Source organism: Candidatus Solirubrobacter pratensis (assembly GCF_000425945.1).
Taxonomy (GTDB): Bacteria; Actinomycetota; Thermoleophilia; order Solirubrobacterales; family Solirubrobacteraceae; genus Solirubrobacter; species Solirubrobacter pratensis.
In genome coordinates this window covers 41,489-67,341 of sequence record NZ_KE384482.1, presented here as the reverse complement: position 1 = coordinate 67,341, position 25,853 = coordinate 41,489, and the positions used below count along the sequence as shown (strand labels likewise).

The window sequence follows — 25,853 nt, the reverse complement described above, 5'->3', positions numbered from 1 at the left end:
CCCCCCGCGCAGGCGACCGGCCGTCAGGCCGCTTCGGCCGCCGGCTCGTGCGCGGCCGCCACCGCGTCGCGCCGGATCAGCAGTGCCCCGGCGATCGCGCCGGCCGCGGCGAGCGCCGCGCCGGCGAGCATCGCCGTCCGGAGCCCGTCCACGTACGCCGTGACCGAGCCGCCGGACAGCACGTCCTGCGGGATCATCGCGCCGAGCGCCGCCACGCCGACGGCGATGCCCGCCTGCCGGAACGTGTCGTTGACGCCGGCCGCCAGCCCGCTCTGCTCCGGCGGGACCGAGCCCAGCGCGACGGCGGTCACGGCCGGGTTGAAGAGGCCGGTGCCGATCATCGCGACGATCGTGCCCGGCAGCACGGCGGTCCAGGACGAGTCGGCGTCGAGCATCGTCAGCAGCGCCATGCCGATCGCGACCAGCAGCAGCCCGCCCGATATCAGCATGCCGGGGTGGACGCCCTTCTCGGTCAGCTGCGCCGTGGCGCCGGAGACGACGAGCATGATCAGGGTGCTCGGCAGGTACACCAGTCCAGCCTCGACCGCGGAGAGCCCGAGCACCTGCTGCAGGTAGATCGTCGCGTAGAGGAAGATCGCGAAGTACGACGCCGAGATCGCGAACGCGGTCGCCTGCGCGCCCGTGAACGCGCCCGAGCGAAACAGCGACAGCGGCAGCATCGGCATGCGCCCGCGCGCCTGGATCGCCACGAACGCGGTCAGCAGCACGGCGGCGCCGGCCAGCTCGGCGACGATCGTCGCGCTGCCCCAGCCCAGCTCGTTGCCGCGCAGCAGGCCGAGGACGAGCAGGAACAGGCCGCCGGTCAGCGTCACCAGGCCGGCCTTGTCGACCGGGCGCGCGTGCGACTCGCGCGACTCGCGCACGCGGGCGATCGTCGCGTACAGGCAGAGCACGCCGATCGGGATGTTCACGAGGAAGACCCAGCGCCAGCCGAGGCCCGAGGTCAGCGCGCCGCCGACCGCGGGGCCGATCGCGAACGAGCCGCCGATGGTGGCGCCGTAGGCGGCGAGGGCGCCGGCGCGGGCCCGCGCGTCGGGGAACGCGTCGGCGAGCAGGGCGAGCGAGGTGGCGAACATCGCGGCGGCGCCGAGCCCCTGCACGGCGCGGGCGGCGTCGAGCATCGCGATCGAGGTCGCGGCCGCGCAGACCGCGGACATCGACGTGAACACGACGAGGCCGATGCCGAAGACGCGCCGGCGGCCGTAGCGATCGGCGAGCGAGCCGGCCGTGAGCACGATCGTCGCGAGCGCCAGCGTGTAGGCGTCGACGACCCATTGGAGGCCGTGCAGGCCGGTGTCGAGGTCGGAGGCGATGTTCGACAGCGCCGTGTTGACGACCGCGATGTCGAGCATCAGGATCGCGGTCGCGGCGCAGACGACCGCCAAGGTCCATCGCTGGACGGTTGTCATTCGGAAGTCCTTTCGGGGGAAGTTCGCCTCAGTCCCACAGAGGACGGGCAGGCGGGGCTCGCTATTTCCCGACTGTCGTCGAGTCGCCTTGCCCTGGCCTTGCCGCGACGTTGCAGCGAGAAGTAGGGTGTCCGCCGTGGTCGTGGGGGATGCGACGCGCATCCAGGTGTGCGGTCGACTGACGGTGGAGCTCCAGGGACGGAGGCTCGAGGATCAGCTGCGCGGGCGTCAGGGGCGCCTGCTGTTCGCGTTTCTGCTGCTCAACCGCGATCGCCCGGTCCGCCGCGACGAGCTCGCCGAGGCGCTGTGGTCGGGCCGCGGCACGCCGCCGGCGTACGAGTCGCTGCTCGCGCCGCCGCTCTCGCGCCTGCGCAAGGCGCTCGGTCCTGGCGTGCTGGACGGCCGCAGCGAGCTGGCGCTCAACCTGCCGGAGGGCGCCGAGATCGACTGGGAGCAGGTGCGCCAGAACGTCCCGGGGGCACGCCGAGCGCTCGAGGCGGGAGACGTCCAGGCGGCCTGGGGCGCCGCGCGCGCAGCGATCGAGATCGCCGACCGCGGCCTGCTGCCGGGCCTCGAGGCGCCGTGGATCGACGCGCGCCGCGGCGAGCTGGCGGACCTGCGCGTCGAGGCGCTGGAGGCGCTGGCGGCCGCCGGCGCGAGGCTCGGCGGCGCCGCCTGGCCGGAGGCCGAGTCGGCCGCCCGCGCCGCCGTCGAAGCCGAGCCGTTCCGGGAGTCCTCCCGCGTCGTCCTGATGGAGGTGCTGCGGGCGCGCGGCAACGTCGCCGAAGCGCTGCGCGTGTACGAGGACGTGCGCGTGCTGCTGCGCGAGGAGCTCGGCAGCTCGCCGAGCGCGGCCCTGGCCACCCTCCACGAGCAGCTGCTGCGCGACGACCCCGCGACGGCGGCTCCGGCCTCCGCGGCGGTGCCGGCGCGCGCGGGCACGCCGCCGCCGTCGTTCGTCGAGCGCGAGCGAGAGGTCGCGGTGCTCGCCGCCCTGCTGGCCGACGCGGAGGCGGGGGAGGGCCGCGCCGTCCTGATCGAGGGGCCGCCGGGCATCGGCAAGACGCGCCTGCTGGCCGAGGCGCGCCGGCACGCGCTGGCCGCCGGCGCGCTCGTGCTCAACGCGCGCGCGGGCGAGCTGGAGCGGGAGTTCCCCTACGGCGTCGTGCGGCAGCTCTTCGAGTCGGCGATCGGCGACCCCTCGGCGCTGAGCGGCGCGGCCGCCTCCGCGCAGGTCGTCTTCGCCGCCCCCGGCGAGGGACCGCCTGGCGGCGACGCGTCGTTCGCCGCCATGCACGGGCTCTACTGGGTCGCCCTGAACCTGGCGTCCGAGCGCGTGCTGGCGATCGAGGTCGACGACCTGCACTGGTGCGATCCGCCGTCGCTGCGCTTCCTCGCCTACCTCGTCCGCCGGCTCGAGGGTCAGCCGATCCTCTTCTCGGCGACCGTCCGCACCGGCGAGCCGGCCACGGCGCCGGCGCTCCTGGCCGAGATCGTCAACGATCCGGCGATCGTGCACGTGCGCCCGGGTCCGCTCAGCGCGGACGCCGTGGGCGAGCTGGTGAAGCTGCGCCTCGGCGCCGAGCCCGACGCCGCGTTCGTCGAGGCCTGCCACGGCACGACAGGCGGCAACCCGCTGCTCGTGCGCCAGCTGCTGAGCGCGCTGGAGGCCGACGGCGTGCGTCCCGACGGCGCACACGCCGACGTGGTGCGGGCGATCGGCTCGCGCGCGGTCTCGAGCTCGGTGCTGCTGCGCCTGGCGCGGCTGCCCACGGAGGCCGCGGCGGTGGCGCGGGCGATCGCGGTGCTCGGGGAGGGCGCCGAGCTGCCGCTGGTGGCGGCTCTGGCCAAGCTCGAGGAGCAGCACGTCGCGGAGGCGATGGCGGCGCTCGCGCGGATCGAGATCCTGCGCCGGGAGCCGCCCCCGGGCTTCGTCCACCCGCTGGTGCGCGACGCGATCTACCACGAGCTGCCGCCGGGCGAGCGCGAGCTGCTGCACGCCAGGGCGGCGGCCGTGCTGCGCGACGCCGGCGCCTCGCAGGATCAGATCGCCCAGCAGCTGCTGCAGACGCCGCGCCGCGGCGATCCCGAGGTCGCGCGCCTGCTGTGCGAGGCCGGCAACGACGCGATGCTGCGCGGCGCGGTCGACAGCGCGCGCGCCTACCTGCAGCGCGCGCTGGAGGAGCCGCCCCTGCCCGACGCGCGCCCGCGCCTGCTGCTCGACCTCGGCCGCGTGGAGACGCTCACGCGCGGCCCCGAGGCGGCGCAGCACCTGCGCCAGGCCTACGACGCGCTGGGCGACGACCTGGACCTGCGCGTCTCCGCGGCGAACTCGCTCGGCCGCGCGCTGCTGTTCACGTCCTCGCCGAAGGAGGGCGCCGCCGTCGCGCGCGAGGCCGCCGCGGCGCTTCCGCCCGAGCGCGAGGACGACCGCCTCGGCCTGGAGGCGTTCGCACTCACCGGCGTGCTGTTCGGCGCGCTCGGCTGGGACGAGGCCGAGCGCACGGTGCCCTACCGGCACATGCCCCTGCGCACCCCGGGCCAGCGGAAGATGGGCGCGATGGCCGCGATCTTCTGGGCCTACGGCGGGGGCCACGTCGACGAGTGCGTGCGGCTCGGCATGCAGGCGCTCGCGGGCGGCGAGCTGCTGGAGGACGACGCCAACCTGCTCACGCTCGCCGCGGCGCATCCGCTGATCGTCGGCGACCGCGACGAGGCGCTGGCGATCTTCGACGCGGCGATGGCCGACGCGCACCGCCGCGGCTCGCTCTACCAGGTCACCGGCGTCTACCTCTGGCGCGGCTTCACGCTCTCCTGGCGCGGCGACCTGATCGACGCGGAGGAGCTCACCCGGACCGCGTTCGACCAGGCCGAGCGCTGGGGCTATGGCGCCGACACGCTGCAGTGGAACGCCGCGATCCTCGGCGCCACGCTGATCGAGCGCGGCGATCTCGCCGGAGCGCGCGAGGCGCTGGCGCGCGGGCCCGAGCAGGGCGACCTGTCCGACGGCGCGCGCTACTGGTGCAACACGCGGCTGGAGCTGTTGATCGCCGAACAGCGCTGGGAGCAGGCGGTCGAGGTGGCCGGCGAGTACGCGCGCCGTTTCGCCCATCACCGCAATCCGGCGGCGGCGCGCTGGGCCTCCCAGCAGGCGATCGCGCTGCATGCGCAGGGCGTCCGCCGCAAGGCGCACGAGCTGGCGGCGGAGGAGCTCGACCGTGCGCGCGACTGGGGTGCGCCGAGCACCGTCGCGCGCTCGCTGCGCGTGCTCGGCACGCTCGAGGGCGTCGAGGGGATCGAGCGCCTCGAGGAGGCCGTCGAGCTGGTCTCGCGGGCGCCCGCGCGGCTGGAGCTGGCCAAGTCCTTGCACGCGCTCGCCGTCGCGCGCCGCAAGGCGGGCCGTCCCGACTACGCCCGGGAGCCGCTCACACGCGCGCACGCGCTGGCGGAGGTGTGCGGCGCCGAGCGGCTGCTGCGCGAGATCCGCGCCGAGATGCCGATCGTCGGCGTCGAGCCGTCCGCCGCCACGCCGCGCGGCGTGGGGGCGCTCACGGAGACCGAGCGGCGCGTCGCCGCGCTCGCCGCCGCCGGCCGGGCCGAGCGCGACATCGCGCAGGAGCTGTTCGTGACGCCGAAGGCGATCGAGATCAAGCTCGGAAGCGTGCTGCGCAAGCTCGGCGCGAGCTCCCGGCGGGAGCTCGCGCTCGCGCTGGACAACGGCTGACCGGCGAAGCCTCGCCCTGCGGGCTCGTTTCGCTGGAAGTGCTCGCCCAGGGGGCAAGACTTCCGGGCGGCAAGGGTTCGGCAAGGACTCGGCAATGCCGGTGGGGGACGGTGATCGGCATGACGATCATCGATCCGGCACGCGACCTCGGCGACCTGCGCGCGCTCTGCGGCGGCGCCGTCGCGCTCCCCTCCGACGACGGCTACGACGCGGCGCGGCAGGCGTTCAACCTCGCCGTCGACCAGCGTCCGGCCGCGGTCGCCTACCCCTGTAACGCGCAGGAGGTCGCCGCGGTCGTCCGCTTCGCCCGCGAGCGTGGCCTCCGGGTCGCCCCCCAGGCGACCGGCCACAACGCCGGCCCGCTGGGCGGGCTGGAGCACACGATCCTGCTCAAGACCTCGGGCATGCACGGCGTGACGATCGACCCCGAGCGCCGGATCGCCCGCGCCGAGGCCGGCGTCCTGTGGGAGGACGTCGTCGATGCGGCGGCGCCGCACGGACTGCTGGCCCTGCACGGCTCCGCGCCCGACGTCGGCGTCGTCGGTTACTCGCTCGGCGGCGGGATGGGCTGGCTGGCGCGCTCGCACGGCTTCCAGACGAACAACCTGACCGCGATCGAGCTCGTGACGGCCGACGCCACGCTCGTCCGCACCGACCGCGAGAACGACCCGGAGCTGTTCTGGGCGCTGCGCGGCGGCGGAGGCAACTTCGGCATCGTCACGGCGGTCGAGTTCAAGCTCTTCCCGATCGCCGAGATCTACGCCGGCTTCATGATGTGGGACTGGACCGAGGCCGAGCGCGTGCTGACGGCGTGGTCGCGGTGGGCCGTCGACGCGCCCGACGAGGTCACGACCTCGTTCCGGATCATGCAGCTGCCGCCGCTGCCCGAGCTCCCGGAGATCATCCGCGGCCGCCGGCTGGTGATGATCGACGGCGCCGTCCAGGGCGACGAGGCCGAGGCGATCCTCGCGCCGCTGCGCGCGCTGGAGCCCGAGCTCGACACGTTCGCCATGGTCCCCGCGCCGTCGCTCGTCCGGCTGCACCAGGACCCCGAGGAGCCGATGCCGTTCACGAGCGACAGCGCGCTCGTCGAGGAGCTCCCGCCGGCGGCGATCGAGGCGCTGGTCGAGCTCGCCGGACCCGGGTCCGACTCGCCGCTGCTGATGGTCGAGCTGCGTCAGGTGGGTGGCGCACTCGGGCGTGTGACGCCCGGCCACGGAGCGCTGGCCAAGCTCGACGCGCAGTTCGTCCTGTTCATGGGCGGCCTGGCGATCGACGCCGACGTCGAGGCCGCAATCCTCGGGCACGCCGCGCGGCTGAAGGACGCGCTGGAGCCGTGGAGCGGCGCCGGCCAGTATCTGAACTTCGCCGAGCACGCGGTCGACACCTCGGCCTCCTACGGCGCGTTCACGTACCGCCGGCTGCAGGCGGTCAAGGCGCGCGTCGACCCCGGCAACGTGATCCACGCGAACCACGCGCTGTAGCCTGGAACACCGATGGGGCGGATCTACGACGGCATCGACGAGCGCCTGGCGAGCTGGATCGCCGCTCAGTCGATGTTCTTCGTCGGGACCGCCCCGTCCGGCGACGGAGGTCACGTCAACGTCTCCCCGAAGGGTCCGATGCGCTCGCTGCGGGTGCTCGACGAGCACACCGTCGCCTATCTGGACATCGTCGGCTCAGGCGCCGAGACGATCGCGCACCTGCGCGAGAACGGCCGCATCGTCGTGATGCTGTGCGCGTTCGACGGGCCGCCGCGGATCGTCCGCCTGCACGGCCGCGGCGAGATCGTCTACCCCGCCGACACGCGCTTCGCGGGACTGCTGGACGGCTTCCACCGGCCCGAGCACCCCGAGTCCGAGCGGGCGATCATCCGCGTCGACGTCACGCGCGTGGCCGACTCGTGCGGGTACGGCGTGCCGCTGCTGCGCTACGAGGGCGAGCGCCCGCATTCGGACCTCTCGAGCGGCAAGCGGCTGCGCGCGCACGGTCCGGGGGCCTTCGTCGAGTACCAGACTGAGCACAACCTGCGCTCGATCGACGGACTCCCAGCGGTCGAGCTTCCCTAAAGATCGCGCCCGCCGGGACGATCCTCCCGGCTAATGCGTCGCCCGGCCCCTTGGTCCTCCTTCCTGCTGGTCGGCGCGATCCTCACCGCCGCGTACGTCTGGGCGCCGGGGCTCGCGGGGAGCGGCCCGCTGTTCAACCTGCTCGGGCTGGCCCCGGTGGTCGCGATCCTCGCCGGCGTCCGCATCCACCGGCCGGCCACCCGCGCGCCGTGGTGGTGCTTCGCCGCCGGCATGGCGCTGTTCTGGCTCGGGGATCTCTACACGTACAGCTACCCGAAGCTGCTCGGCCGCGAGGTCCCGTTCCCGTCGCTCGGCGACGCCGCCTACATCGGCGTCTACCCGGTCCTGATGGCCGGCCTGGTGGCGCTCGTCCGACGCCGCAACCCGGAGTCCGACCGCGCCGGCGTGATCGACTCGGTGATCATGACGCTCGGCCTGTCGCTGCTGTCGTGGGTCGCGCTGATCGCCCCCTACCTGCGCGACGATTCGCTCGGGCTCGTCGCGAAGGCGACGTCGGTCGCCTATCCGTTCGGCGACGTGCTGCTGCTGGCCGCCGCGATCCGCCTCGCCGTCGACGCCGGGCGCCGCCAGGCCGCCTTCTACCTGCTCGCGGCGAGCATCGTCGCGCTGCTGGTCACCGACTTCCTCTACGGCATCGCGATCCTCCACGGCACCTACGACCACCAGCCCGTCTACGACGTCGGCTGGGTCGCCTTCTACCTGCTGTTCGGCGCGGCGGCGCTGCATCCCTCGATGCGCGGGCTGCAGGAGCCGGTGACGGGGCACGAGTCGCGCCTCACCTCGCTCAGGCTGGCGCTGCTGACCGCGGCGACGCTGATCGCGCCGGTGCTCGAGCTCGGCTATGAGCTCGGCGGCGGCAACCCCGACCTCGTCGTCGTGATCTTCGCGTCGGTCGTGCTGTTCGGCTTCGTCGTCGCCCGCATGAGCGGCCTGGTGCTGCAGCAGCAGCGCTCGGCCGACCGCGAGCGCACGCTCGGCGGCGCCGGCTCGGCGCTGGTGGCCGCCACCACGCGGCAGGAGATCGGCATGGCCGGGGAGGAGGCGGCGCGCCGTCTCGCCGGCGAGGACGCGAGCACGCTGCTCGCCCGCGGCGGCGCCGGCGGCGGCGTGGCCTACAACGCCGGAACGCGCTGGTCGCTCGCGGCCGCGGTGCTCGCGGAGTTGCGCGCGGCGGCGCAGCAGGACGCCGTCGCGCTCGGCGAGGCGACCTGCCTGGCGCTGCGCCTGCCCGAGGGGCGCCGGCGCGCGCTCGTGCGCTCGCTCGGCATGCGCGACGAGCTCGAGTCGTTCCTGATCGTCGCCGGCACGGCGGTCGAGCAGCCGCCGGTGCGGCGCGCGCTGCACGGCCTGGGGGCTCAGATCGGCCTTGCGCTGGAGAGCGCGGCGCTGACCGAGGAGATCCACCGGCGGGCCGGCGAGGGCCGTCTGAGCGCGCTGGTCCAGCACTCCAGCGACCTGATCGCGGTGCTCGGCGCGGACGGCGACGTCATCTACCAGAGCCCCTCGATCGAGCGAGTGCTGGGATACGCGCCGGCCGAGACGACGGTCGAGCGGCTCCTGCCCGCGGGGACGCGGCTGCTCGACAGCGCCCGCCCCGGTGAGACCGCGATCGTCGAGACCGTGCTCACCCACCGCGACGGCACGCCGCACGAGTTCGAGGTCCAGCTCACCAACCTGCTCGAGGACGAGCGCGTCCGCGGCGTCGTGCTCAACGGCCGCGACGTGTCCGAGCGGCGCGCGTTCGAGCGCCAGCTCGAGCACCAGGCGTTCCACGATCCGCTCACCGGGCTCGCCAACCGCGCGCTGTTCGGCGAGCGGGTGCGCCACGCCGTCGCCCGCGCGCGACGCGAGCACGGCGCGCTGGCGGTGCTCTCGATCGACCTCGACGACTTCAAGACCATCAACGACGGCCTCGGCCATGCGGCCGGTGACGCCGTGCTGACCGAGGTCGCCAAGCGGCTCGCCACGACCGTCCGCGCGAGCGACACCGCGGCGCGCTTCGGCGGCGACGAGTTCGCGGTCCTGCTGGAGGACGTGGCAGGTGCGCAGGAGGCCGCCGACGGCGCCGAGCGCCTGCTGGCCGCGCTCGCCGAGCCGCTGGCGATCGACGGCAAGGAGATCCTGGTGCGCGCGAGCCTGGGCATCTCCGTCGCCGAGGGCGGCGACGCCGACGAGCTGCTGCGCGATGCCGACGCCGCGATGCACATCGCCAAGCGCGACGGCCGCGGCGGCTACCGGCTGTTCGAGCCCGACATGCACGAGGGCGTGCTCGCGCGCCTGGAGCTGCGCTCGGACCTCCAGCAGGCCGTCGCCGCCGAGCAGCTCGAGCTCTACTACCAGCCGGTCGTGCGGCTGGCCGACGGCGAGGTCTCAGGGCTCGAGGCGCTGCTGCGCTGGAACCACCCGCGCCGCGGCATGGTCGGCCCGGACCTCTTCATCCCGCTCGCCGAGGAGATGGGGCTGATCGTCGAGATCGGCCGCTGGGTGCTGCGCGAGGGCTGCCGCCGTGCGGTCCAGATCCAGGCCGAGGCCGGCGCGCCGCTGACGATGGCGATCAACCTCTCCGTCAAGCAGCTGCAGGATGCGGGGATCGTGCAGGACGTGCAGGCGGCGCTGAAGGACTCGGGCCTCGATCCGGCGCGCCTGACGCTCGAGATCACCGAGTCGGTGATGATGACCGACCCCGACATGGTCGTGGAGCGCCTCTACGAGCTCAAGGCGCTCGGGCTGCGGCTCGCGATGGACGACTTCGGCACCGGCTACTCGTCGCTGAGCTACCTGAGCCGGCTGCCGGTCGACATCCTCAAGATGGACCGCTCGTTCCTGCGCGCCGGCGCGTCGCCGCAGGCCTCCGGGCTCGCGACCGCCGTCGTCGCGCTCGGCTCGACGCTCGACCTGACCGTCGTCGCCGAGGGCGTCGAGCACGCGGGCCAGTGGGAGCGCCTGCGCGAGCTCGGCTGCGACCTCGGCCAGGGCTTCTTCTTCGCGCGCCCGATGGACGCCGCGAGCACGATCGCGCTGCTGCGCGGCGGCGTACCGGCGCGCTAGCTCGCGTGATCGAGGTCGCCGCCCGGCGCCTCGACGAGCGCGAGCGTCCCGGTCCGCTCCAGCAGCTCGCGCACGCGGCCACGGGCGCCGCGGATCGTCACGCTCCAGCCGACCTGGCGGGCGCGCGAGCGCAGCTCCAGCAGCGCCGCGAGCCCGCTGGAGTCCATGAAGTCCAGCCCGCGCAGCTCGAGCGTGAGCGGGAGCCGCAGCGCCAGCAGATCCAGCAATCGCGCCCGCAGGATCGGGGCGCTCAGGACGTCGAGGTCGCCTGACAGGACGAGCATGATCGGTCCGCCGGGCTGGCCGACTCGGTCGATCGTGAATGGAGGGATGGGAGGCATGCGGCAATCTGCCCCTGCCGGCGTCCTGCACCCTACCCACCGGGGCGGCGGCTAAACCGCGGATTGCGCCCGGAGGCGCGGGGGTAGGGTTGCCCGACCCTTGAGTACGCCTGACACCGCCAACACCGCTCCCCTCGCCGCCGGAGCCTCGTCGTCGCCGTTGCGGATCATCCTGGTCGAGGACGACGACGGGGACGCGCTGCTCGTCCAGGAGCTCCTTGCGATCACCGGCGCCTGGGTGGACATCGTGCGCGCCGAGACGCTGGCGGGCGCGCTCGGCGCGGTGCTCGAGAACGTCGACTGCGTGCTGCTGGACCTCGATTTGCCCGACGCGCAGGGCCTGACCGCGCTGCACCGCCTCAAGCAGGCGTCACCCGACGTCGCCGTGCTCGTCCTGACCGGGCTCGACGACGAGCTGCGCGGGACCGAGGCGGTGGGCGCCGGCGCGCAGGACTACCTCGTCAAGGGCCAGGTCGACGGCTCCGGGCTGCTGCGGGCGGTGCGCTACGCCGTCGAGCGCCGGCGCGCCGACGAGGCGCGCCAGCAGCTCGAGGTCGCGCGCGTGCAGGCGGACGAGAACGCGCGCCTGGAGCGCGGGCTGCTGCCGGCGCCGCTGGTCACCGACCCGCAGCTGCTGCTGTCGGCGCTCTACCGTCCCGGCCGCCGGCGGGCGCTGCTGGGCGGCGACTTCTACGACGCCGTGCAGGACTCCTCGGGCGCCGTGCACGCGGTGATCGGCGACGTGTCCGGCCACGGCCCGGACGAGGCGGCGCTCGGCGTCTGCCTGCGCATCGCCTGGCGCACGCTCGTGCTCGGCGGGCGCGACCCGGCCGACCTGCTGGAGACGCTGCAGGTCGTCCACGACTACGAGCGCCACTCGCCGTGGGTCTTCACGACGCTCTGCATGGCGACCGTCGCGCCGGACCGCTCGAAGCTTTCGGTCCGGCTCGCAGGCCACCCGGCACCCCTGCTCGTCTGCGAGGACGGGGTCCGCTCCCTCGACGGGACGCCCGCCGACCCGCCGCTCGGCGTCGTCGAGGACTCCACGTGGCGCGTGCGCGAGCATCCACTGCCCGAGCGCTGGTCGCTCCTGCTCTACACCGACGGGCTGATCGAGGGCCGCACCGGCGTCGGTCCGGAACGGCTCGGCGACGAGGGGCTGAGTGCCATGGTGCGCGGCGCGCTGGAGACAGGCGCGGAGGATCCGGCGGCGCTCGCGGCGGCGCTCGTCGAGGGCGCCGAGGAGCTCAACGGCGGCCCGCTGCTGGACGACGTCGCCGCGTTCGTGGTGCAGCGCCGGTGAGGGCAGGCCAGTGGTTCGCGCTCAGCGTGGGCCTGCTGGTGATTGTCGCCGTGGTCGGCACGATCGCGAGCGTGGTGGCGCTCGGGCGGCTCGCGAACGCGCGCGTCCAGCTCGCCGACAGGCTGGACCCGGGCGCGATCGCGGCGGCCGACCTCAAGGGCGCGGTGGTCGATCAGGAGACGGGCATCCGCGGCTACGCGCTCGCCGCGCAGCCGCAGTTCCTCGCTCCGTACGACCGCGGCCGCGCCGAGGCGGCGGACGCGGCGCGGCGGCTGCGGGCGCTGGCCGGAAGCGAGGCGCTGCGCCCGCTGCGCGGGCGGCTCGAGGAGGTCCTCGCGCGCGCCCGCGACTGGCAGACGCGGTACGCGGAGCCGGCCAAGCGGCAGCTCGCCGCCGGGGCGGTGCTCGCGCGCCGGCCCGAGTCGATCGCGGCGGGCAAGCGCCGCTTCGACGCCTTCCGCGTCGCGTTCACGGCCTTCACCACACCGCTCGACTCCGCGCGGCTGGCGGCGCGCGCGCGGCTCGACGACAGCGCGGCGACGGTCCAGCGCTGGGTGATCGGCACCGGCATCGTGATCCTGCTGACCGTGATCGCCGCCGCGCTGATCCTGCGCAACGTGCTGGTCCAGCCGCTGCTGCGGCTCGCCGCGCGCGTGCGCGGCGTCGCCTCCGGCAGCTTCTCCGAGCCGGTCGCCGGCTCCGGAGCGCGCGAGGTCGTCGAGCTCGGCCAGGACGTCGACGCCATGCGCGGGCGGATCGTCGCGGAGCTGGACGCGCTGCGCGTCGTCGAGCAGGACCTGCAGCGCTCCAACCAGGAGCTCGAGCAGTTCGCCTACGTCGCCTCGCACGACCTCCAGGAGCCGCTGCGCAAGGTCGCGAGCTTCTCGCAGCTGCTGCAGCAGCGCTACGGCGGCCGCCTGGACGAGCGGGCGGACCAGTACATCGCCTTCGCCGTGGACGGCGCGCGGCGGATGCAGACGCTGATCAACGACCTGCTGGCGTTCTCGCGCGTCGGGCGGCTCGAGCAGCCGCACGGCGACGTCGACTGCAAGGAGCTGGTCGAGCGCGTGCGGGCCGACCTCGCCACGGCGATCGAGGAGAGCGGCGCGACGATCGAGGCGGGTCCGCTGCCGACCGTGCACGGCGATGCCGGCCTGCTGCGGATCGTGTTCCAGAACCTCATCGGCAACGCGATCAAGTTCCGCGGCGAGGCGCCGCCCGAGGTGCGCGTCGGCGCGACGCGCGACGGCGAATGGTGGGCGTTCCGCTGCGAGGACAACGGGATCGGCATCGATCCCGAGTACGCCGACCGCATCTTCGTGATCTTCCAGCGGCTGCACTCGCGCGCGACCTACGAGGGCACCGGCATCGGACTCGCGATGTGCCGGAAGATCGTCGAGTACCACGGCGGGCGCATGTGGCTGGACGCCGAGCACCGGTCCGGCTCCGCGTTCTGCTTCACTCTGCGCGCCCGACCGGAGGACCCATGACGTCGCCAGACACACAGCCGATCACCGTCCTGCTCGTCGAGGACGACCCGGGAGACGTGGTGCTCATCCAGGAGGCGTTCGAGCACAACAAGGTCCGCAACACGCTGCACGTGGTCGGCGACGGCGTCGAGGCGATGGACTTCCTGCGCACCTCCCAGGTGCGCCCGGACCTGATCCTGCTCGACCTCAACCTGCCCCGCAAGGACGGCCGGGAGGTGCTCGCAGAGGTCAAGTCAGACACCGCGCTGCGGTCGATCCCCGTGGTCGTGCTGACGACGTCCAAGGCGGAGGAGGACATCCTGCGCAGCTACGACCTGCACGCGAACGCCTACGTGACCAAGCCGGTGGACTTCAGCCGCTTCATCGAGGTCGTGCGCCAGATCGACGAGTTCTTCGTCACCGTCGTCAAGCTCCCGGGGCACATCGCGCCGCCCGGCGGCTGATGCCGAGGCCCGACCCGCGGGAGCTGGCGGCGATCTTCGCCGGCGGCTGCGTCGGAGCGCTCGCGCGCGCCGGCCTCGAGCGGGCGTTCGGAGCGGATCCCGGCGCGTGGCCGTGGACGACGCTGCTGATCAACGTCGCCGGGGCGTTCGCGCTCGGCGTCTTCGCCACGCGCCTGCAGGAGCGGCTGCCGCCCTCGCCCTATCGCCGCCCGTTGCTCGGGACCGGCTTCTGCGGCGCGCTGACGACGTTCTCGACGCTGCAACTGGAGCTGCTGGACCTGCTCGACGCCGATCGCTACGGCGCCGCGGCCGCCTACCTCGGCGTGTCGGTGCTGTTCGGCTACCTCGGCGTGCAGGTGGCCACGGGGCTGGTCCGGCGATGATCGTCTGGATCGGGGTCGCGCTGCTCGGCGGTGCCGGCGCCTGCGCGCGCTTCCTGCTCGACGGCGCGATCGCGTCGGGCGCGTTCCCGAACGGCACGCTCGCCGTGAACCTCTCGGGCGCGTTCCTGCTCGGGCTGCTCGCCGGCGCCGACGTCACCGGCGACGCCTACCTGCTCGCCGGCACGGCGGCGCTCGGCGCGTACACGACGTTCTCGACGTGGATGTTCGAGTCCCAGCGCGCGGCTGAGGAGGGGCGCTCGCGCGCCGCAATCCTCAACCTCGTCCTCAGCGCCGCGCTCGGCCTCGCCACCGCCGCGCTCGGGCGGGCGATCGGCGGCGCGCTGTGATGAAGCTGACGACCTACTTCGGCGAGCGCGAGCGCGCCGGCGGGCGCCTGCTCTCGGACGCGCTGCTGGACCTGTACGGGCGCCACGGCGTGAAGGCGAGCGTGCTGCTGCGCGGCTCCGCGGGCTTCGGCGCGCGCCACCGGCTGCGCAGCGCCGACCTGCTGACGCCGTCGGAGGACCTCCCGCTCGTCTCCGTCGCGATCGACGCGCCGGAGCGCATCGACGCGCTGGCCACCGAGGTGCGCGCGCTGCAGCAGAGCGGCCTGGTCACGCTGGAGCGGGCGCTGGCGCGGCCGCGGGAGCCGGCCAAGCTGACCGTCTACCTGGGCCGCGGCGAGGGCTACCGCGAGCTGTGCGTGCGGCTGCGCGACTGCGGGCTGGACGGCGCCACGGCGCTCCTCGGCGTCGACGGCACGGTGGACGGCGAGCGCCGTCGCGCGGGCTTCTTCGGCCCCAACGGCGGCGTGCCGGTGATGGTGATCGCGGTCGGCGCGGGCGCCGCGGTGGCGCGCGCGCTGGAGTCGCTCCCGGACGCGCCGATCACGCTCGAGCGGATCCGCGTGTGCCGGCGCGACGGCGTCGCGCTCGCCGAGCCCGAGCCGCGCGCGGGCGAGTGGCACAAGCTGATGCTGCACAGCTCCGACCATGCCGCCCACGACGAGCTCGTGCGGCGCCTGCGCGGCGCGCAGACCGCCGGCGCGACGACGCTGCGCGGCGCGTTCGGCTTCCACGGCGACCACGAGCCGCACGGCGACCGCATCCTGCAGCTGCGGCGCGGCGTGCCGGCCGTGACGGTGATCGTCGACACGCCCGAGCATGTTGAGCGGTCGTTTGCGATCGTGAGCGAACTGACACGGCGGCGGGGACTGGTGACGAGCGAGACCGTTCCGGTCATCCTGGGGTGATGCGCCGAAGCCTCCTGCTCACGCTCGCCGTGGTGCTGGCCGCGTGCGGCGGGTCGAGCTCTCCGGCGGCGACGGCCACGCCATCGCCGCACGCGAGCGCCGACGCGACCCCGGCGGCGACGTCCGCGCGCGCCCCCGCGCGGCGCACGATCGCCACCGGCCTGCACGTGCCGTGGGGCATCGCGTTCCTGCCGGATGGGGACGCCCTCGTGGCCGAGCGCACGACCGGGAAGATCCTGCGGATCCCCAAGGGCGGCGGCAAGCCGCGGCTCGCGATGCGCGTCCCGGGCGTGAACGTCAACGCCGGCGAGGGCGGCCTGCTCGGCCTCGCCGTCTCGCCCGCCTACGCGACCGACAAGCTCGTCTACGCGTACTTCACGACAAGCTCGGACAACCGGATCGCCCGCTTCAAGCTCGGCGGCAGCCTGGACCCGATCCTCACGGGCCTGAAGTTCGGCGCGATCCACAACGGGGGCAGGATCGCCTTCGGGCCCGACGGCAAGCTCTACGCGGGCGTGGGGGAGACCGGCGACAGCGCGCTCGCCCAGGACCGCGGCGCTCTGAACGGCAAGATCCTGCGCATGAACCCGGACGGCAGCGTCCCGCCCGGCAACCCGTTCCCCGGCTCGCTCGTCTGGAGCTGGGGCCACCGCAACGTCCAGGGCCTCGCCTGGGACCGCTCGGGACGGCTGTGGGCGAGCGAGTTCGGCCAGAACACGTTCGACGAGGTCAACCTGATCCGCAAGGGCCGCAACTACGGCTGGCCCGTCGTCGAGGGCAAGGGGAGCACGCAGGGCGCCACGTTCACCAACCCGCTCGTCACCTGGCCGACGTCGCAGGCCTCCCCGAGCGGTGCCGCGATCGTCGGCTCGACGCTCTACGTCGGGGCGCTCCAAGGCCAGTGCGTCTGGCGGATCCCACTGCACGGCACGGGCGTCGGGAAGCCCACGAAGCTGCTCGCGGGGCGCTACGGACGCATCCGCACCGTGGTCGCGGCGCCTGACGGAACGCTCTGGGTGGCGACCTCGAATCGGGACGGCCGCGGCTCGCCGCGTCCCGGCGACGATCGCATCATCGCCCTTCGCGTCTCCTCATAACGAACGAGCTTCGTCAAAACGCACTCACAAACTGGCGTACTTTCTCCCGTCCTGGTAGCGTCGCGTCGCCAGTAGCAAGGGGGAGAGGAGAGAGGGATGAAGGGTCGTCTGCTTGCGGGCGCCGCGATCGCGGCAGCCGCGCTCACGTGTTGGGTCCCGAGCGCGCTCGCGCAGACCGCGCCGGGCGGTCCCGGAGCGCTCTCGCACTTCGACCTGGCCCGCAAGGACTGCGTCGGGACGGCGCAGAACACGCGCTCCAAGGTCTGGTTCACGGTCGCCGACGGCGTCCTCAGCGACGTCTACTACCCGACCAACGACACGACGAACAACGAGACGCTGCAGTACGTCGTGACCGACGGCACGTCGTTCACCGACCTGCAGACGCGGGACATGACCTACACGGTCTCCCAGCCCGACGACCGCTCGCTGTCCTGTCGCGTCACCGCGACCGCCAAGAGCGGCCGCTACCGGATCGTCACCGACTACCTGACCGATCCCGACCGTCCGACGGTGCTGCTGCGCTCGAAGTTCGAGGCGCTGCGCGGCACGACGCGCGACTACAAGCTCTACGTCCGCTTCGACCCGACGCTGAACGGCAACGGGGGCGGCGGCGACGGCAATGGGGGCGCCGACAGCGGCACCGTCGCCGGCCACGTGCTCGTCGGCTCGGACACGGTCACCGCCACCAACGCGGCCAATCGCGACTACGCCCAGCCGGTCTTCTCGGCGCTCGACGCCGGCTTCACCCAGGTCTCCAACGGCTTCGCCGGCTCGCCCAGCGACGGGCTCACCCAGCTCAAAGCGTCGCACGCGCTCACGAGCACCTACGCCGACGCGAGCAAGGGCAATCTCGTGCAGACCGGGCAGGTCGACCTCGGCCGCGACGGCGCGTTCACCGTCGCGCTCGGCTTCGGCTCGACCCAGGACGCCGCGCTGAGCGCCACGCGCGGCTCGCTGCGTGAGCCGCAGTGGCTCACGCAGGCCGGCTACGACCGCGGCTGGCACGCGTACAACGCGCGCCTTCAGCGGCCCGATCGCCCGCACGGGATCTCGCCGCGCGACTGGGACGCGCTGCTCGACGAGTACTACCTCAGCGCCGACTACGTCAAGGGCGCCGAGGACAAGACCTTCCCTGGCGCGACCGCCGCCGCGTGGGCGTCGCCGTGGGGCCAGGCGATCTCCGCCGGCGACCCCGCCAACACGTACTTCGGCTCCTACCGCGAGGTGTTCGCGCGCGACCTCTATGAGGCGTGGACCGCCGCCTTCTACGCGGGCGACCGCGCGACCGCGCGTGACATGACGCGATTCCTGTTCGAGCGCCAGCAACTGCCGGACGGCTCGATGCCGCGCAACAGCCTCACCAACGGCAAGCCGGCGCCGGACTCCTTCAACACGCAGCTCGACGAGTGCGCCTACCCGCTCGTGATGGCGCTCGCCGTCGGGCTGACGTCCAAGAGCTACTACGCCGACCACATCAAGCCCGCGGCGAACTTCGTCGCCACGCACGGCCCGGCGTTCGGGCCGGAGCGCTGGGAGGAGCAGAGCGGCTACTCGCCGTCGACGATCTCGGCCGAGATCGCGGGCCTGCTGGCGGCCGCGCGGATCGCCGACATCAACGGCGATGCCGACTCCGCGGCGCTCTGGCGCGGCGTCGCCGACGAGTTCCAGCGCAACCTGAAGGCCTGGACGCTCACGACGAACGGCCCCAAGAGCCCGGACCCGTACTTCATCCGCCTCTCCAAGACCGGCGACCCGAACGCCGCGATCACCTACAACGTCGGCAACGGCGGCCCGACGCTCGACCAGCGCGAGGTCATCGACCAGGGCTTCCTGGAGTTCGCGCGGCTCGGGCTGCTGCCGAAGGACGACGCCGACATCGTCCGCTCGCTCGCGGTCGTGGACGCGACGATCAAGAAGACGACCGACAGCGGCGACGGCTTCCTGCGCTACAACGGCGACGGCTACGGCGACGGCAGCGCCGACGGCCACCCGTGGGCGCCGTCCAACCAAGGCACGGGCCACGTCTGGCCGGTGCTGGCGGGCGAGCGCGGCCAGTGGGAGCTCGACAACGGCGACACCGCCGCCGCCGTGAAGCGGCTGCAGGCGATGCGCGCGATGGCCTCGGGTGTGGGCCTGATCCCCGAGCAGGCGTGGGACGCCCCCGACATCGCGCGCTCGCTGTTCGGCACCGACCCGACGACCGCCTCGATCGGCTTCGAGAACGGCAAGCCCGCCGGCTCGGCGGCCGCGCTGACGTGGTCGGCCGGCCAGTTCGTGCGGCTGATGCTCGACGTCTCGGCCGGCAAGGTCCTCGACCGGCCGGACTACACGACCGACCGCTACGTCAAGCACAGCCAGAAGCAGACGGCGCTGACCGTCACCGCGCCCGCCGACCGCTCGCCGGCGAGCGGCGGCACGACCGTGACCGGCACCACGGCGCCCGGCAACACGGTCGTCGTCGGCGCCGTCAACCAGGACGACCACACCGCGATCACGCGCCGCGTGAAGGCGACGTCCGGGAGCTTCAGCGTCGACGTGCCGCTGACCGGCGGGACGACCGTGCTCAACGTCGTCGCCACCGCGCCGGGCGGCGCGACGGCCCGCGCCGTGCGCACGGTCGTCTATGACCTCGCGCCCGGCACCCTCGTGTTCGCCGCCGACGATCCCGACGGCGACGACCACGGTCCCGGCAACTACGCGTACCCGAGGGCCGGCGACTTCCACGCCGGCGCGTATGACCTGCAGCGCTTCGAGGTCTACGACGCGGGCGACCGGATCATCTTCCGCGTCCGCACGCGCGACCTGTCGCCGACCTTCGGCAGCCCGCTGGGGGCACAGCTGGTCGACGTCTACGTCAGCGCCCCCGGAGCGTCGCCGGCCTCGACGGCCGCGGCGTTCCCGACGCGCAACTACGTCCTGGCCACGCCATGGACCAAGCGCATCGAGGTCCAGGGCTTCGGCCAGCAGTACGTCGACGCCTCCGGCGCCACGCTCGGGCAGGTGACGATCGGCGCCAACGACATCTCCCGCTACATCACGTTCAGCGTGACCAAGGCCAGCCTCGGGACCCCCGGTCCCGGGTGGGGGTTCGCGGTCGTGCTGGCGGGCCAGGACGGGTTCAGCTCCGACCAGGCCCGCGGCTTCCAGCCGACCCCGCAGGACTATCAGTTCGGCGTCTGCCCGGCGCCGAGCGCCGACGCGCATTGCACCGTCGATCCCGGCACGGTCCCGAAGGCCGTGGACGTGATCGGCGATGCGGCGCAGCTCGACTACACGCAGCACCAGCCCGTGTCCATCTCGCCCGTGGTGATCCAATGACAAGGAAGTTGTTCGTGCCGGCCGCGATCGCGCTCGCGATCGCGGTGCCCTCGCTGTCGCGTGCCCAAGCGCCGCCGACGAACCTGGCGCGCGGCGCCGTGGCGACCGCCAGCTCCTCCGAGAGCGCGCAGTATCCCGGCTCCAACGCCATCGACGGCGATGCGACGACGCGCTGGTCGAGCGCGTTCTCGGACCCGCAGACGCTCGAGTTGGACCTCGGCGCGCGCGCGTCGATCAGCGACATCTCGCTGCTGTGGGAGGCCTCCTACGGCAAGGCGTACAAGATCGAGGTCTCCGACGATCGCTCGACCTGGACCCAGGTGGCCGCGACGAGCAGCTCCGACGGCGGCACGGACGACTATCCGGGCCTGAGCGCCACCGGCCGCTACGTCAAGCTGACCGGTACCGCGCGCGCCCTGCAGTACGGCTACTCGCTCTACGAGATCGCCGTCAACGGCGAGTTCCTCGCCACGGCCGTGTCGCCCGCCGCCTCGAGCTACTCGATGCTCGAGAAGGACGGCACGGTCTCGATCCCGGTGCGGCTCAACCGCGCCGCGACCGATCCGGTGACGGTCAAGTACGCGACCGCCGACGGCACGGCGACGGCCGGCAAGGACTATGAGGCGGCCTCGGGCACGCTCACGTTCGCGCCGGGCGAGACGGAGAAGACGATCACCGTCAAATCGACCGACGACGGGCTCGACGAGCCCAACGAGACCTTCGACGTGGGCTTCTCGGACTCCAACGTCACGATCGGCCCGCGGACGAAGGCGACGGTGACGATCCTCGACGACGACGAGGCGCAGTTCGACGGCGCGACGTCGACCGTCGACGGCTTCGAGGGGACGCTGCACGTCCTCGCCGCGCCGCAGGCGCCGAACAACAGCGGCCTCTTCACGTTCTCCGACAAGGCGGCGGACACGCCCAAGCTGACCGCGAGCTCGAGCCCGCGGCCCGGCAGCTCCGGCACGCAGGCGATGCAGGTCGTCTCGACGATCGCCTCGGGCGGCTACGGCGGCTTCTCCGACAACCTGCCGGCGGCGCAGGACTGGAGCGGCTACGACGGCTTCTCGTTCTGGTTCAAGGGCACCGGCACGGGCCACAACCTCGAGTTCGAGATCAAGGACGGCGGCGCCGACGGCGAGCACGCCGAGCTGTTCAACTCGCACGTGCTCGACGACTCGACGGCGTGGAAGTTCGTCCACGTCCCGTTCTCGTCGTTCGCCAAGCGGACCGACTTCCAGCCCGGCGGCGCGCCCACCGACGGCAAGCTCGACCTCACGAAGATGTGGGGCTTCGCGATGAACCTGACGACGGGGACGAACTCGTACCTGATCGACGACGTGCAGGTCTACCAGCAGGTCCGCAACGTCGAGACGCTCGAGGGTGCGGCGTCGGTGGCGGACCGCGGCTTCGGCGTCTTCAACGGCAACAACACGCCGCCGACGCTCGCGATCGAGCCGCTGGCGCGTGACGGCGTGACCGACAACCACGCGCTGAAGGTCGACTACGACACACCGTCCGGGCAGTACGGCGGCTTCCAGCAGGACCTCTCCGACGCGCAGGACTGGAGCGCCTTCAAGGGGATCCGGTTCTGGTTCTACGGCCGCCGCACGTCGGCGTCGCCGGCGACGATCAGCTTCGAGATCAAGGACGGCGGCAGCGGGCCGGGCGCGTCGGAGCTGTGGACGACGTCGTTCCTGGACGACTCGCAGGGCTGGAAGCTCGTCTCGATCCCGTTCTCGAAGTTCACCTACCGGACCGACTACCAGCCGGTCGGCGGCATCAACCACGTGCTCGACCTCAACAAGATGTGGGGCTACGCGGTCACGCCGCCCGCCGCCGACCACGGCTCCTTCGACTGGGACGACGTGCAGGTCTACGGCGTCAACTCCGGCGTGCCGGACATGTCGTTCGCCACCGACAAGGCGGCCTACCTGGCCAAGCCGGGCGACACCGTCAACGTCGGCGTGACGATGAAGACCGTCGACGGCAAGCCGCTGGCGGATGCCCAGCTCCTCGCCTACGCGACCGGCGACGACACGGCCAAGGCCGGCACCGACTACACGGCGGCGTCCGGCACGCTGTCGTTCCCGGCGGGCACCGCGTCAGGAACGACGAAGACGTTCCCCGTCACGCTGCTGAGCCCGGACGGCGCCTCGGAGGCCAAGCGCATCAAGCTGACGCTCGCAGGCGCAGACACGCCGTCCGTGATCGTCATCGACGCGCACGGGCTGCCGTACCTGGACAGCTCGCGCAGCGTGGAGGACCGCGTCAAGGACCTGCTCGGGCGCATGACGACGGCCGAGAAGGTCGGCCAGATGACGCAGGCGGAGCGGCTGGCGCTCGACGCGCCGGGCGACATCGCGACGTACAACCTCGGCTCGATCCTGAGCGGCGGCGGCTCGACGCCGACGCCGAACACGCCCGCCGGCTGGCAGGACATGATCAACGGCTTCCAGACGACGGCGATGACGACGCGCCTGCAGATCCCGCTGATCTACGGCGCCGACGTGGTGCACGGGCACAACAACGTGCTGGGCGCGACCATCTTCCCCCACAACATCGGCATGGGGGCCGCGCACGACCCGGCGCTCGGCCGTCAGGAGGGCGCCGTCTCGGCGGCGGAGATGAAGGCGACGGGCGTCCAGTGGGCGTTCGCGCCGTGCATCTGCGTCGGGCGCGACGAGCGCTGGGGGCGGACGTATGAGAGCTTCGGCGAGGACCCGGCGCTCGTGGCCGCCAACGAGGACGTCATCGACGGCTTCCAGGACAACGGCACGCTGGCGACCGCGAAGCACTTCGCGGGCGACGGCCTGACGGCCTACGGCTCGTCGGCGACCGGCTCCTACAAGCTCGACCAGGGCGTCGACCAGGTCTCGCAGGCCGACTTCCAGCGGCTCGCGCTGGCGCCGTACGTCCCGGCCGTGAAGGACCATCACATCGGCTCGATCATGCCGTCGTACTCGAGCGTCGACTACACCGACGACGGGCTCGGCAACCCGGTCAAGATGAGCGCGAACAAGTCGCTCATGACCGACTGGCTGAAGGATCAGCAGGGCTTCGACGGCTTCCTGATCTCCGACTGGCAGGCGATCGACCAGATCCCCGGCGGCTACGACTCGGACGTCACGACGTCCATCAACGCCGGCATGGACATGGTCATGGTCCCGTACGAGTACCAGCAGTTCGAGACCTCGCTGACCAACGCGGTCAACTCGAGCTCGGTGCCGATGTCGCGCATCGACGACGCCGTGACGCGGATCCTGCGCGAGAAGTTCAGGCTCGGCCTGTTCGAGCATCCGTTCCCCGACTCGGCCGACCGGGCGAACTTCGGGACCGACGCGCACCGCGCCCCGGCGCGGCAGGCGGCGTCGGAGTCGCAGGTGCTGCTCTCCAACGACGGCGTACTGCCGCTGTCCAAGACCGCGAAGGTCTACGTCGCCGGCTCCAACGCCGACGACACGGGCAACCAGTCCGGCGGCTGGACGATCTCGTGGCAGGGCGGCTCGGGCAACGTCGTCCAGGGCGCCACGTCGATCCTGGCCGGCATGAAGCAGGTCGCGCCCGGCGCGTCGATCACGTACTCCAAGATCGCGTCGGCGCCGACGAGCGGCTACGACGTGGGCGTCGTGGTCGTCGGCGAGACGCCGTACGCGGAGGGCGTGGGCGACATCGGCAACGGCCGCGCGGACCTGTCGCTGTCGGCGGCGGACCGGACGGCGATCGACCGCGTGTGCGGCGCGATGAAGTGCGCCGTGCTGGTCGTCTCCGGCCGGCCGATGGTCGACGCCAAGCTGCTCGCGGGCAACGCCCTGGTCGCCTCGTGGCTGCCGGGCTCGGAGGGCGAAGGCGTGGCGGACACGCTGTTCGGCGACAAGCCGTTCACGGGCCGGCTGCCCCTGACCTGGGCCAAGACGATGGCGCAGCTGCCGATCAACGTCGGCGACGCGTCGTATGACCCGCAGTTCCCGTACGGCTGGGGCCTGCGGACCGACTCGGCCCGCGCCCGGCTGGTGAAGGCGCAGTCGCTCGGCGCCACCGGGCTCGACGGCGTGCTGGCGGCGGACGACTGGAACGCCGGCGGCTCCGTCAAGCACGGCGCGGACGTGCTCGCGCGGCTGCGCTCTGCGGGCGCCGCCGGCTTCGAGGCCAACGACCTCGTCGTGTCGGTCGCGCGTGACCTCGCCCAGGCGGCGATGCTGCGCGACGGCATCACGGCGGCGGCGTCGGCGCTGACGGCCGATGCCGAGCACCTGCTGTACACCGGCGACGTGCAGGGCGCGATCGCGAAGCTCGCCGCGGTGGCGCTGACGTCGACGTCGGCCGACGGCGGCGCGGGCGGGACGGTTCCGGCCACGCTCGCGCTCACGCTCGGCCCGGCGGCGTCGTTCGGCGCGTTCAAGCCGGGCGTGGACGGGGACTACACGGCGCAGACCACGGCGAACGTGATCTCGACGGCGGCCGACGCGACGCTGAGCGTCTCCGGCGACGACCACCTGCGCAACGGCGCGTTCTCGCTCGCGTCGCCGCTGCAGGTGGCGCTGTCGAAGTCCTCGTGGACCGCGCCGGTGACCAACGATCCGGTGACCGTCGGCTTCAAGCAGCACATCGGCGCCACCGAGGGGCTGCGCACCGGCAGCTACTCGGCGACGCTGACGTTCACGCTGTCGACGACGAGCCCGTAGCGGCCGCGACCGGCTCCCGGCGCCCGTCGAACGCGGCGAGCGCCGGGAACGCGGCCATCACGACGAACACGCCTGCGATGCAGGCGAGCCCGCCGCTCACCACCGCCACGCCGGCGGTGGTGAGGGAGGCGGCGATGCCGGATTCGAGGTCGCCCAGCCGCGGGCCGCTGGTGACCACGAGCGTGAAGGTCGCCGACATGCGGCCGCGCAGCGCCTCCGGCGTGATGGTCTGGTTGATGATCGAGCGGCACACGGCGCTGACGCTGTCGGCGCCGCCGGCGATCGCGAGGCAGATCGCCGCGAGCCACAGCGTGGGCATCAGGCCGGCCGCCGTGATCGCCGCGCCCCAGGCGAGCACGCACCCGATCACGATCCGGCCGAGCCAGCGGGCGTGCTCGACCCACCCCGTCGTGAGCGCGGCGACGGTCGCCCCCGCCGACACCGCGGCATAGAGCAGGCCGGTGCCGCTCGCTCCCGCGTCGTAGACGGTCAGGGCCAACACGGCGAACAGCGCGCGCGGCATGCCGAACGTCATCGCGACGAGGTCGATCGCGAAGGAGCCCATCAGTGCCTGGTTGCCCCGGACGAACCGCAGCCCTTCGCCGATCGAGCGCAGGATCGGCGGATGCTCCTCGTCGACGGGCGCGGGCGGCAGCTTCGGCAGCGCGAGCGTGACGACGATCATCAGGATGAAGCCGATCGCATCCGCGACGAAGGCGGCGGAGACGCCCTGCCAGGCGATCACCAGCCCGCCGAGGCCCGGCCCGACGACGGCTGCCGTCTGGTGCAGCCCGTAGCTGAGCGAGAGCGCGGCGCGGAAGCGGTTGCCGGCGAGCGCGGGGAGGACGGCCGAGCGCGTGATGTTGTCGATCGTCGAGCCGGTCGCGACCGTTGCGGCGAGGATGAAGATCAGCCAGACCGGGGGCTTGCCGTGGATCGCTCCGGCCGCGAGCGCGACGGCGGAGAGCATCACGACCGCCTGGCCGGTGAGCATCAGGCGGCGGCGGTCGTCGACGCGGTCGGCGACCGCTCCGCCGAGCAGCGAGCCGACGACGATCGGGATCAGCTCGACGACGCCGAGCAGGCCGACGAGCGCAGCCGAGTGCGTGAGCAGGTAGACCTGGAACGGGATCGCGACCAGCGCAGCCTGCGCGCCGAGCCCGGAGAAGAGCTCGCCGAGGATCAGCAGGCGCAGGCTGCGGTTCTCCCTCAGGAGCCCGAGATCGACCGTGACCCGCGCCATCGC

16 protein-coding genes are annotated in these 25,853 nt (G+C 73.2%); 13 read left to right on the top strand and 3 right to left on the bottom strand.

The annotated features are described in order from the left end of the window. Positions 1–23: 23 nt before the first annotated feature. A complete protein-coding gene (locus tag H958_RS42290) occupies positions 24–1,430 on the bottom strand; it encodes an MFS transporter (RefSeq protein WP_037412688.1) in 1,407 nt (468 codons plus the stop codon). A gap of 136 nt (positions 1,431–1,566) precedes the next feature. Between H958_RS42290 and H958_RS0133205 the strand changes: the two genes are divergently transcribed. The 4 genes from H958_RS0133205 (at position 1,567) to H958_RS42285 (ending at position 10,292) form a co-directional block, all read left to right on the top strand. Continuing rightward, positions 1,567–5,154 carry a helix-turn-helix transcriptional regulator gene (locus tag H958_RS0133205; protein WP_196807691.1) on the top strand — a complete coding sequence of 1,196 codons (3,588 nt, stop codon included), beginning with the start codon at positions 1,567–1,569 and terminating at the stop codon, positions 5,152–5,154. 119 nt (positions 5,155–5,273) lie between these two features. Next, positions 5,274–6,638, top strand: coding sequence for an FAD-binding oxidoreductase (locus H958_RS0133200; protein WP_037412736.1), 1,365 nt, complete (start codon positions 5,274–5,276; stop codon positions 6,636–6,638). Positions 6,639–6,650: 12 nt separating this feature from the next. After that, a complete protein-coding gene (locus tag H958_RS0133195) occupies positions 6,651–7,223 on the top strand; it encodes a pyridoxamine 5'-phosphate oxidase family protein (RefSeq protein ID WP_028061803.1) in 573 nt (190 codons plus the stop codon). 33 nt (positions 7,224–7,256) lie between these two features. After that, positions 7,257–10,292 (top strand): putative bifunctional diguanylate cyclase/phosphodiesterase, encoded by a 3,036-nt coding sequence (locus tag H958_RS42285; RefSeq protein WP_051325170.1) that lies wholly within the window; start codon positions 7,257–7,259, stop codon positions 10,290–10,292. Here the strand turns inward: H958_RS42285 and H958_RS42280 are convergent. Beyond that, on the bottom strand, positions 10,289–10,633 hold the full coding sequence (locus H958_RS42280) for an STAS domain-containing protein (RefSeq protein ID WP_081686541.1): 345 nt from the start codon (positions 10,631–10,633) through the stop codon (positions 10,289–10,291). The genes H958_RS42285 and H958_RS42280 overlap by 4 nt on opposite strands. A 100-nt stretch (positions 10,634–10,733) precedes the next feature. Between H958_RS42280 and H958_RS42275 the strand changes: the two genes are divergently transcribed. The 9 genes from H958_RS42275 to H958_RS42260 all read left to right on the top strand — a co-directional run bounded on the left by H958_RS42275 (position 10,734) and on the right by H958_RS42260 (position 24,607). Then, positions 10,734–11,936 (top strand): PP2C family protein-serine/threonine phosphatase, encoded by a 1,203-nt coding sequence (locus tag H958_RS42275; RefSeq protein ID WP_196807690.1) that lies wholly within the window; start codon positions 10,734–10,736, stop codon positions 11,934–11,936. Next, positions 11,933–13,426 carry a HAMP domain-containing histidine kinase gene (locus H958_RS42270; protein ID WP_037412684.1) on the top strand — a complete coding sequence of 498 codons (1,494 nt, stop codon included), beginning with the start codon at positions 11,933–11,935 and terminating at the stop codon, positions 13,424–13,426. Before H958_RS42275 ends, H958_RS42270 begins: the two co-directional genes overlap by 4 nt. Continuing rightward, complete coding sequence (locus H958_RS0133170; RefSeq protein WP_028061802.1) at positions 13,423–13,869, top strand: response regulator; 447 nt, start codon at positions 13,423–13,425, stop codon at positions 13,867–13,869. Before H958_RS42270 ends, H958_RS0133170 begins: the two co-directional genes overlap by 4 nt. Continuing rightward, positions 13,869–14,252, top strand: a complete 384-nt coding sequence (gene crcB / locus H958_RS0133165) for a fluoride efflux transporter CrcB (RefSeq protein ID WP_028061801.1) — start codon at positions 13,869–13,871, stop codon at positions 14,250–14,252. Before H958_RS0133170 ends, crcB (H958_RS0133165) begins: the two co-directional genes overlap by 1 nt. Beyond that, the gene (gene crcB, locus H958_RS0133160; protein ID WP_028061800.1) at positions 14,249–14,599 is read left to right on the top strand and encodes a fluoride efflux transporter CrcB; all 351 of its coding nucleotides are present in this window, start codon (positions 14,249–14,251) and stop codon (positions 14,597–14,599) included. Before crcB (H958_RS0133165) ends, crcB (H958_RS0133160) begins: the two co-directional genes overlap by 4 nt. Beyond that, the gene (locus H958_RS42265; protein WP_051325167.1) at positions 14,599–15,504 is read left to right on the top strand and encodes a DUF190 domain-containing protein; all 906 of its coding nucleotides are present in this window, start codon (positions 14,599–14,601) and stop codon (positions 15,502–15,504) included. The genes crcB (H958_RS0133160) and H958_RS42265 overlap by 1 nt, the downstream gene beginning before the upstream one ends. Then, positions 15,504–16,601 (top strand): PQQ-dependent sugar dehydrogenase, encoded by a 1,098-nt coding sequence (locus H958_RS0133150; RefSeq protein ID WP_037412682.1) that lies wholly within the window; start codon positions 15,504–15,506, stop codon positions 16,599–16,601. The genes H958_RS42265 and H958_RS0133150 overlap by 1 nt, the downstream gene beginning before the upstream one ends. 96 nt (positions 16,602–16,697) lie before the next feature. Further along, on the top strand, positions 16,698–19,919 hold the full coding sequence (locus tag H958_RS0133145; protein ID WP_028061798.1) for a glucodextranase DOMON-like domain-containing protein: 3,222 nt from the start codon (positions 16,698–16,700) through the stop codon (positions 19,917–19,919). Next, on the top strand, positions 19,916–24,607 hold the full coding sequence (locus H958_RS42260) for a carbohydrate binding domain-containing protein (RefSeq protein ID WP_081686540.1): 4,692 nt from the start codon (positions 19,916–19,918) through the stop codon (positions 24,605–24,607). Before H958_RS0133145 ends, H958_RS42260 begins: the two co-directional genes overlap by 4 nt. Here the strand turns inward: H958_RS42260 and H958_RS42255 are convergent. Continuing rightward, positions 24,582–25,850 carry an MFS transporter gene (locus tag H958_RS42255; protein WP_037412679.1) on the bottom strand — a complete coding sequence of 423 codons (1,269 nt, stop codon included), beginning with the start codon at positions 25,848–25,850 and terminating at the stop codon, positions 24,582–24,584. The two genes, H958_RS42260 and H958_RS42255, sit on opposite strands and share 26 nt — an antisense overlap. Between the last annotated feature and the right edge of the window lie 3 nt (positions 25,851–25,853).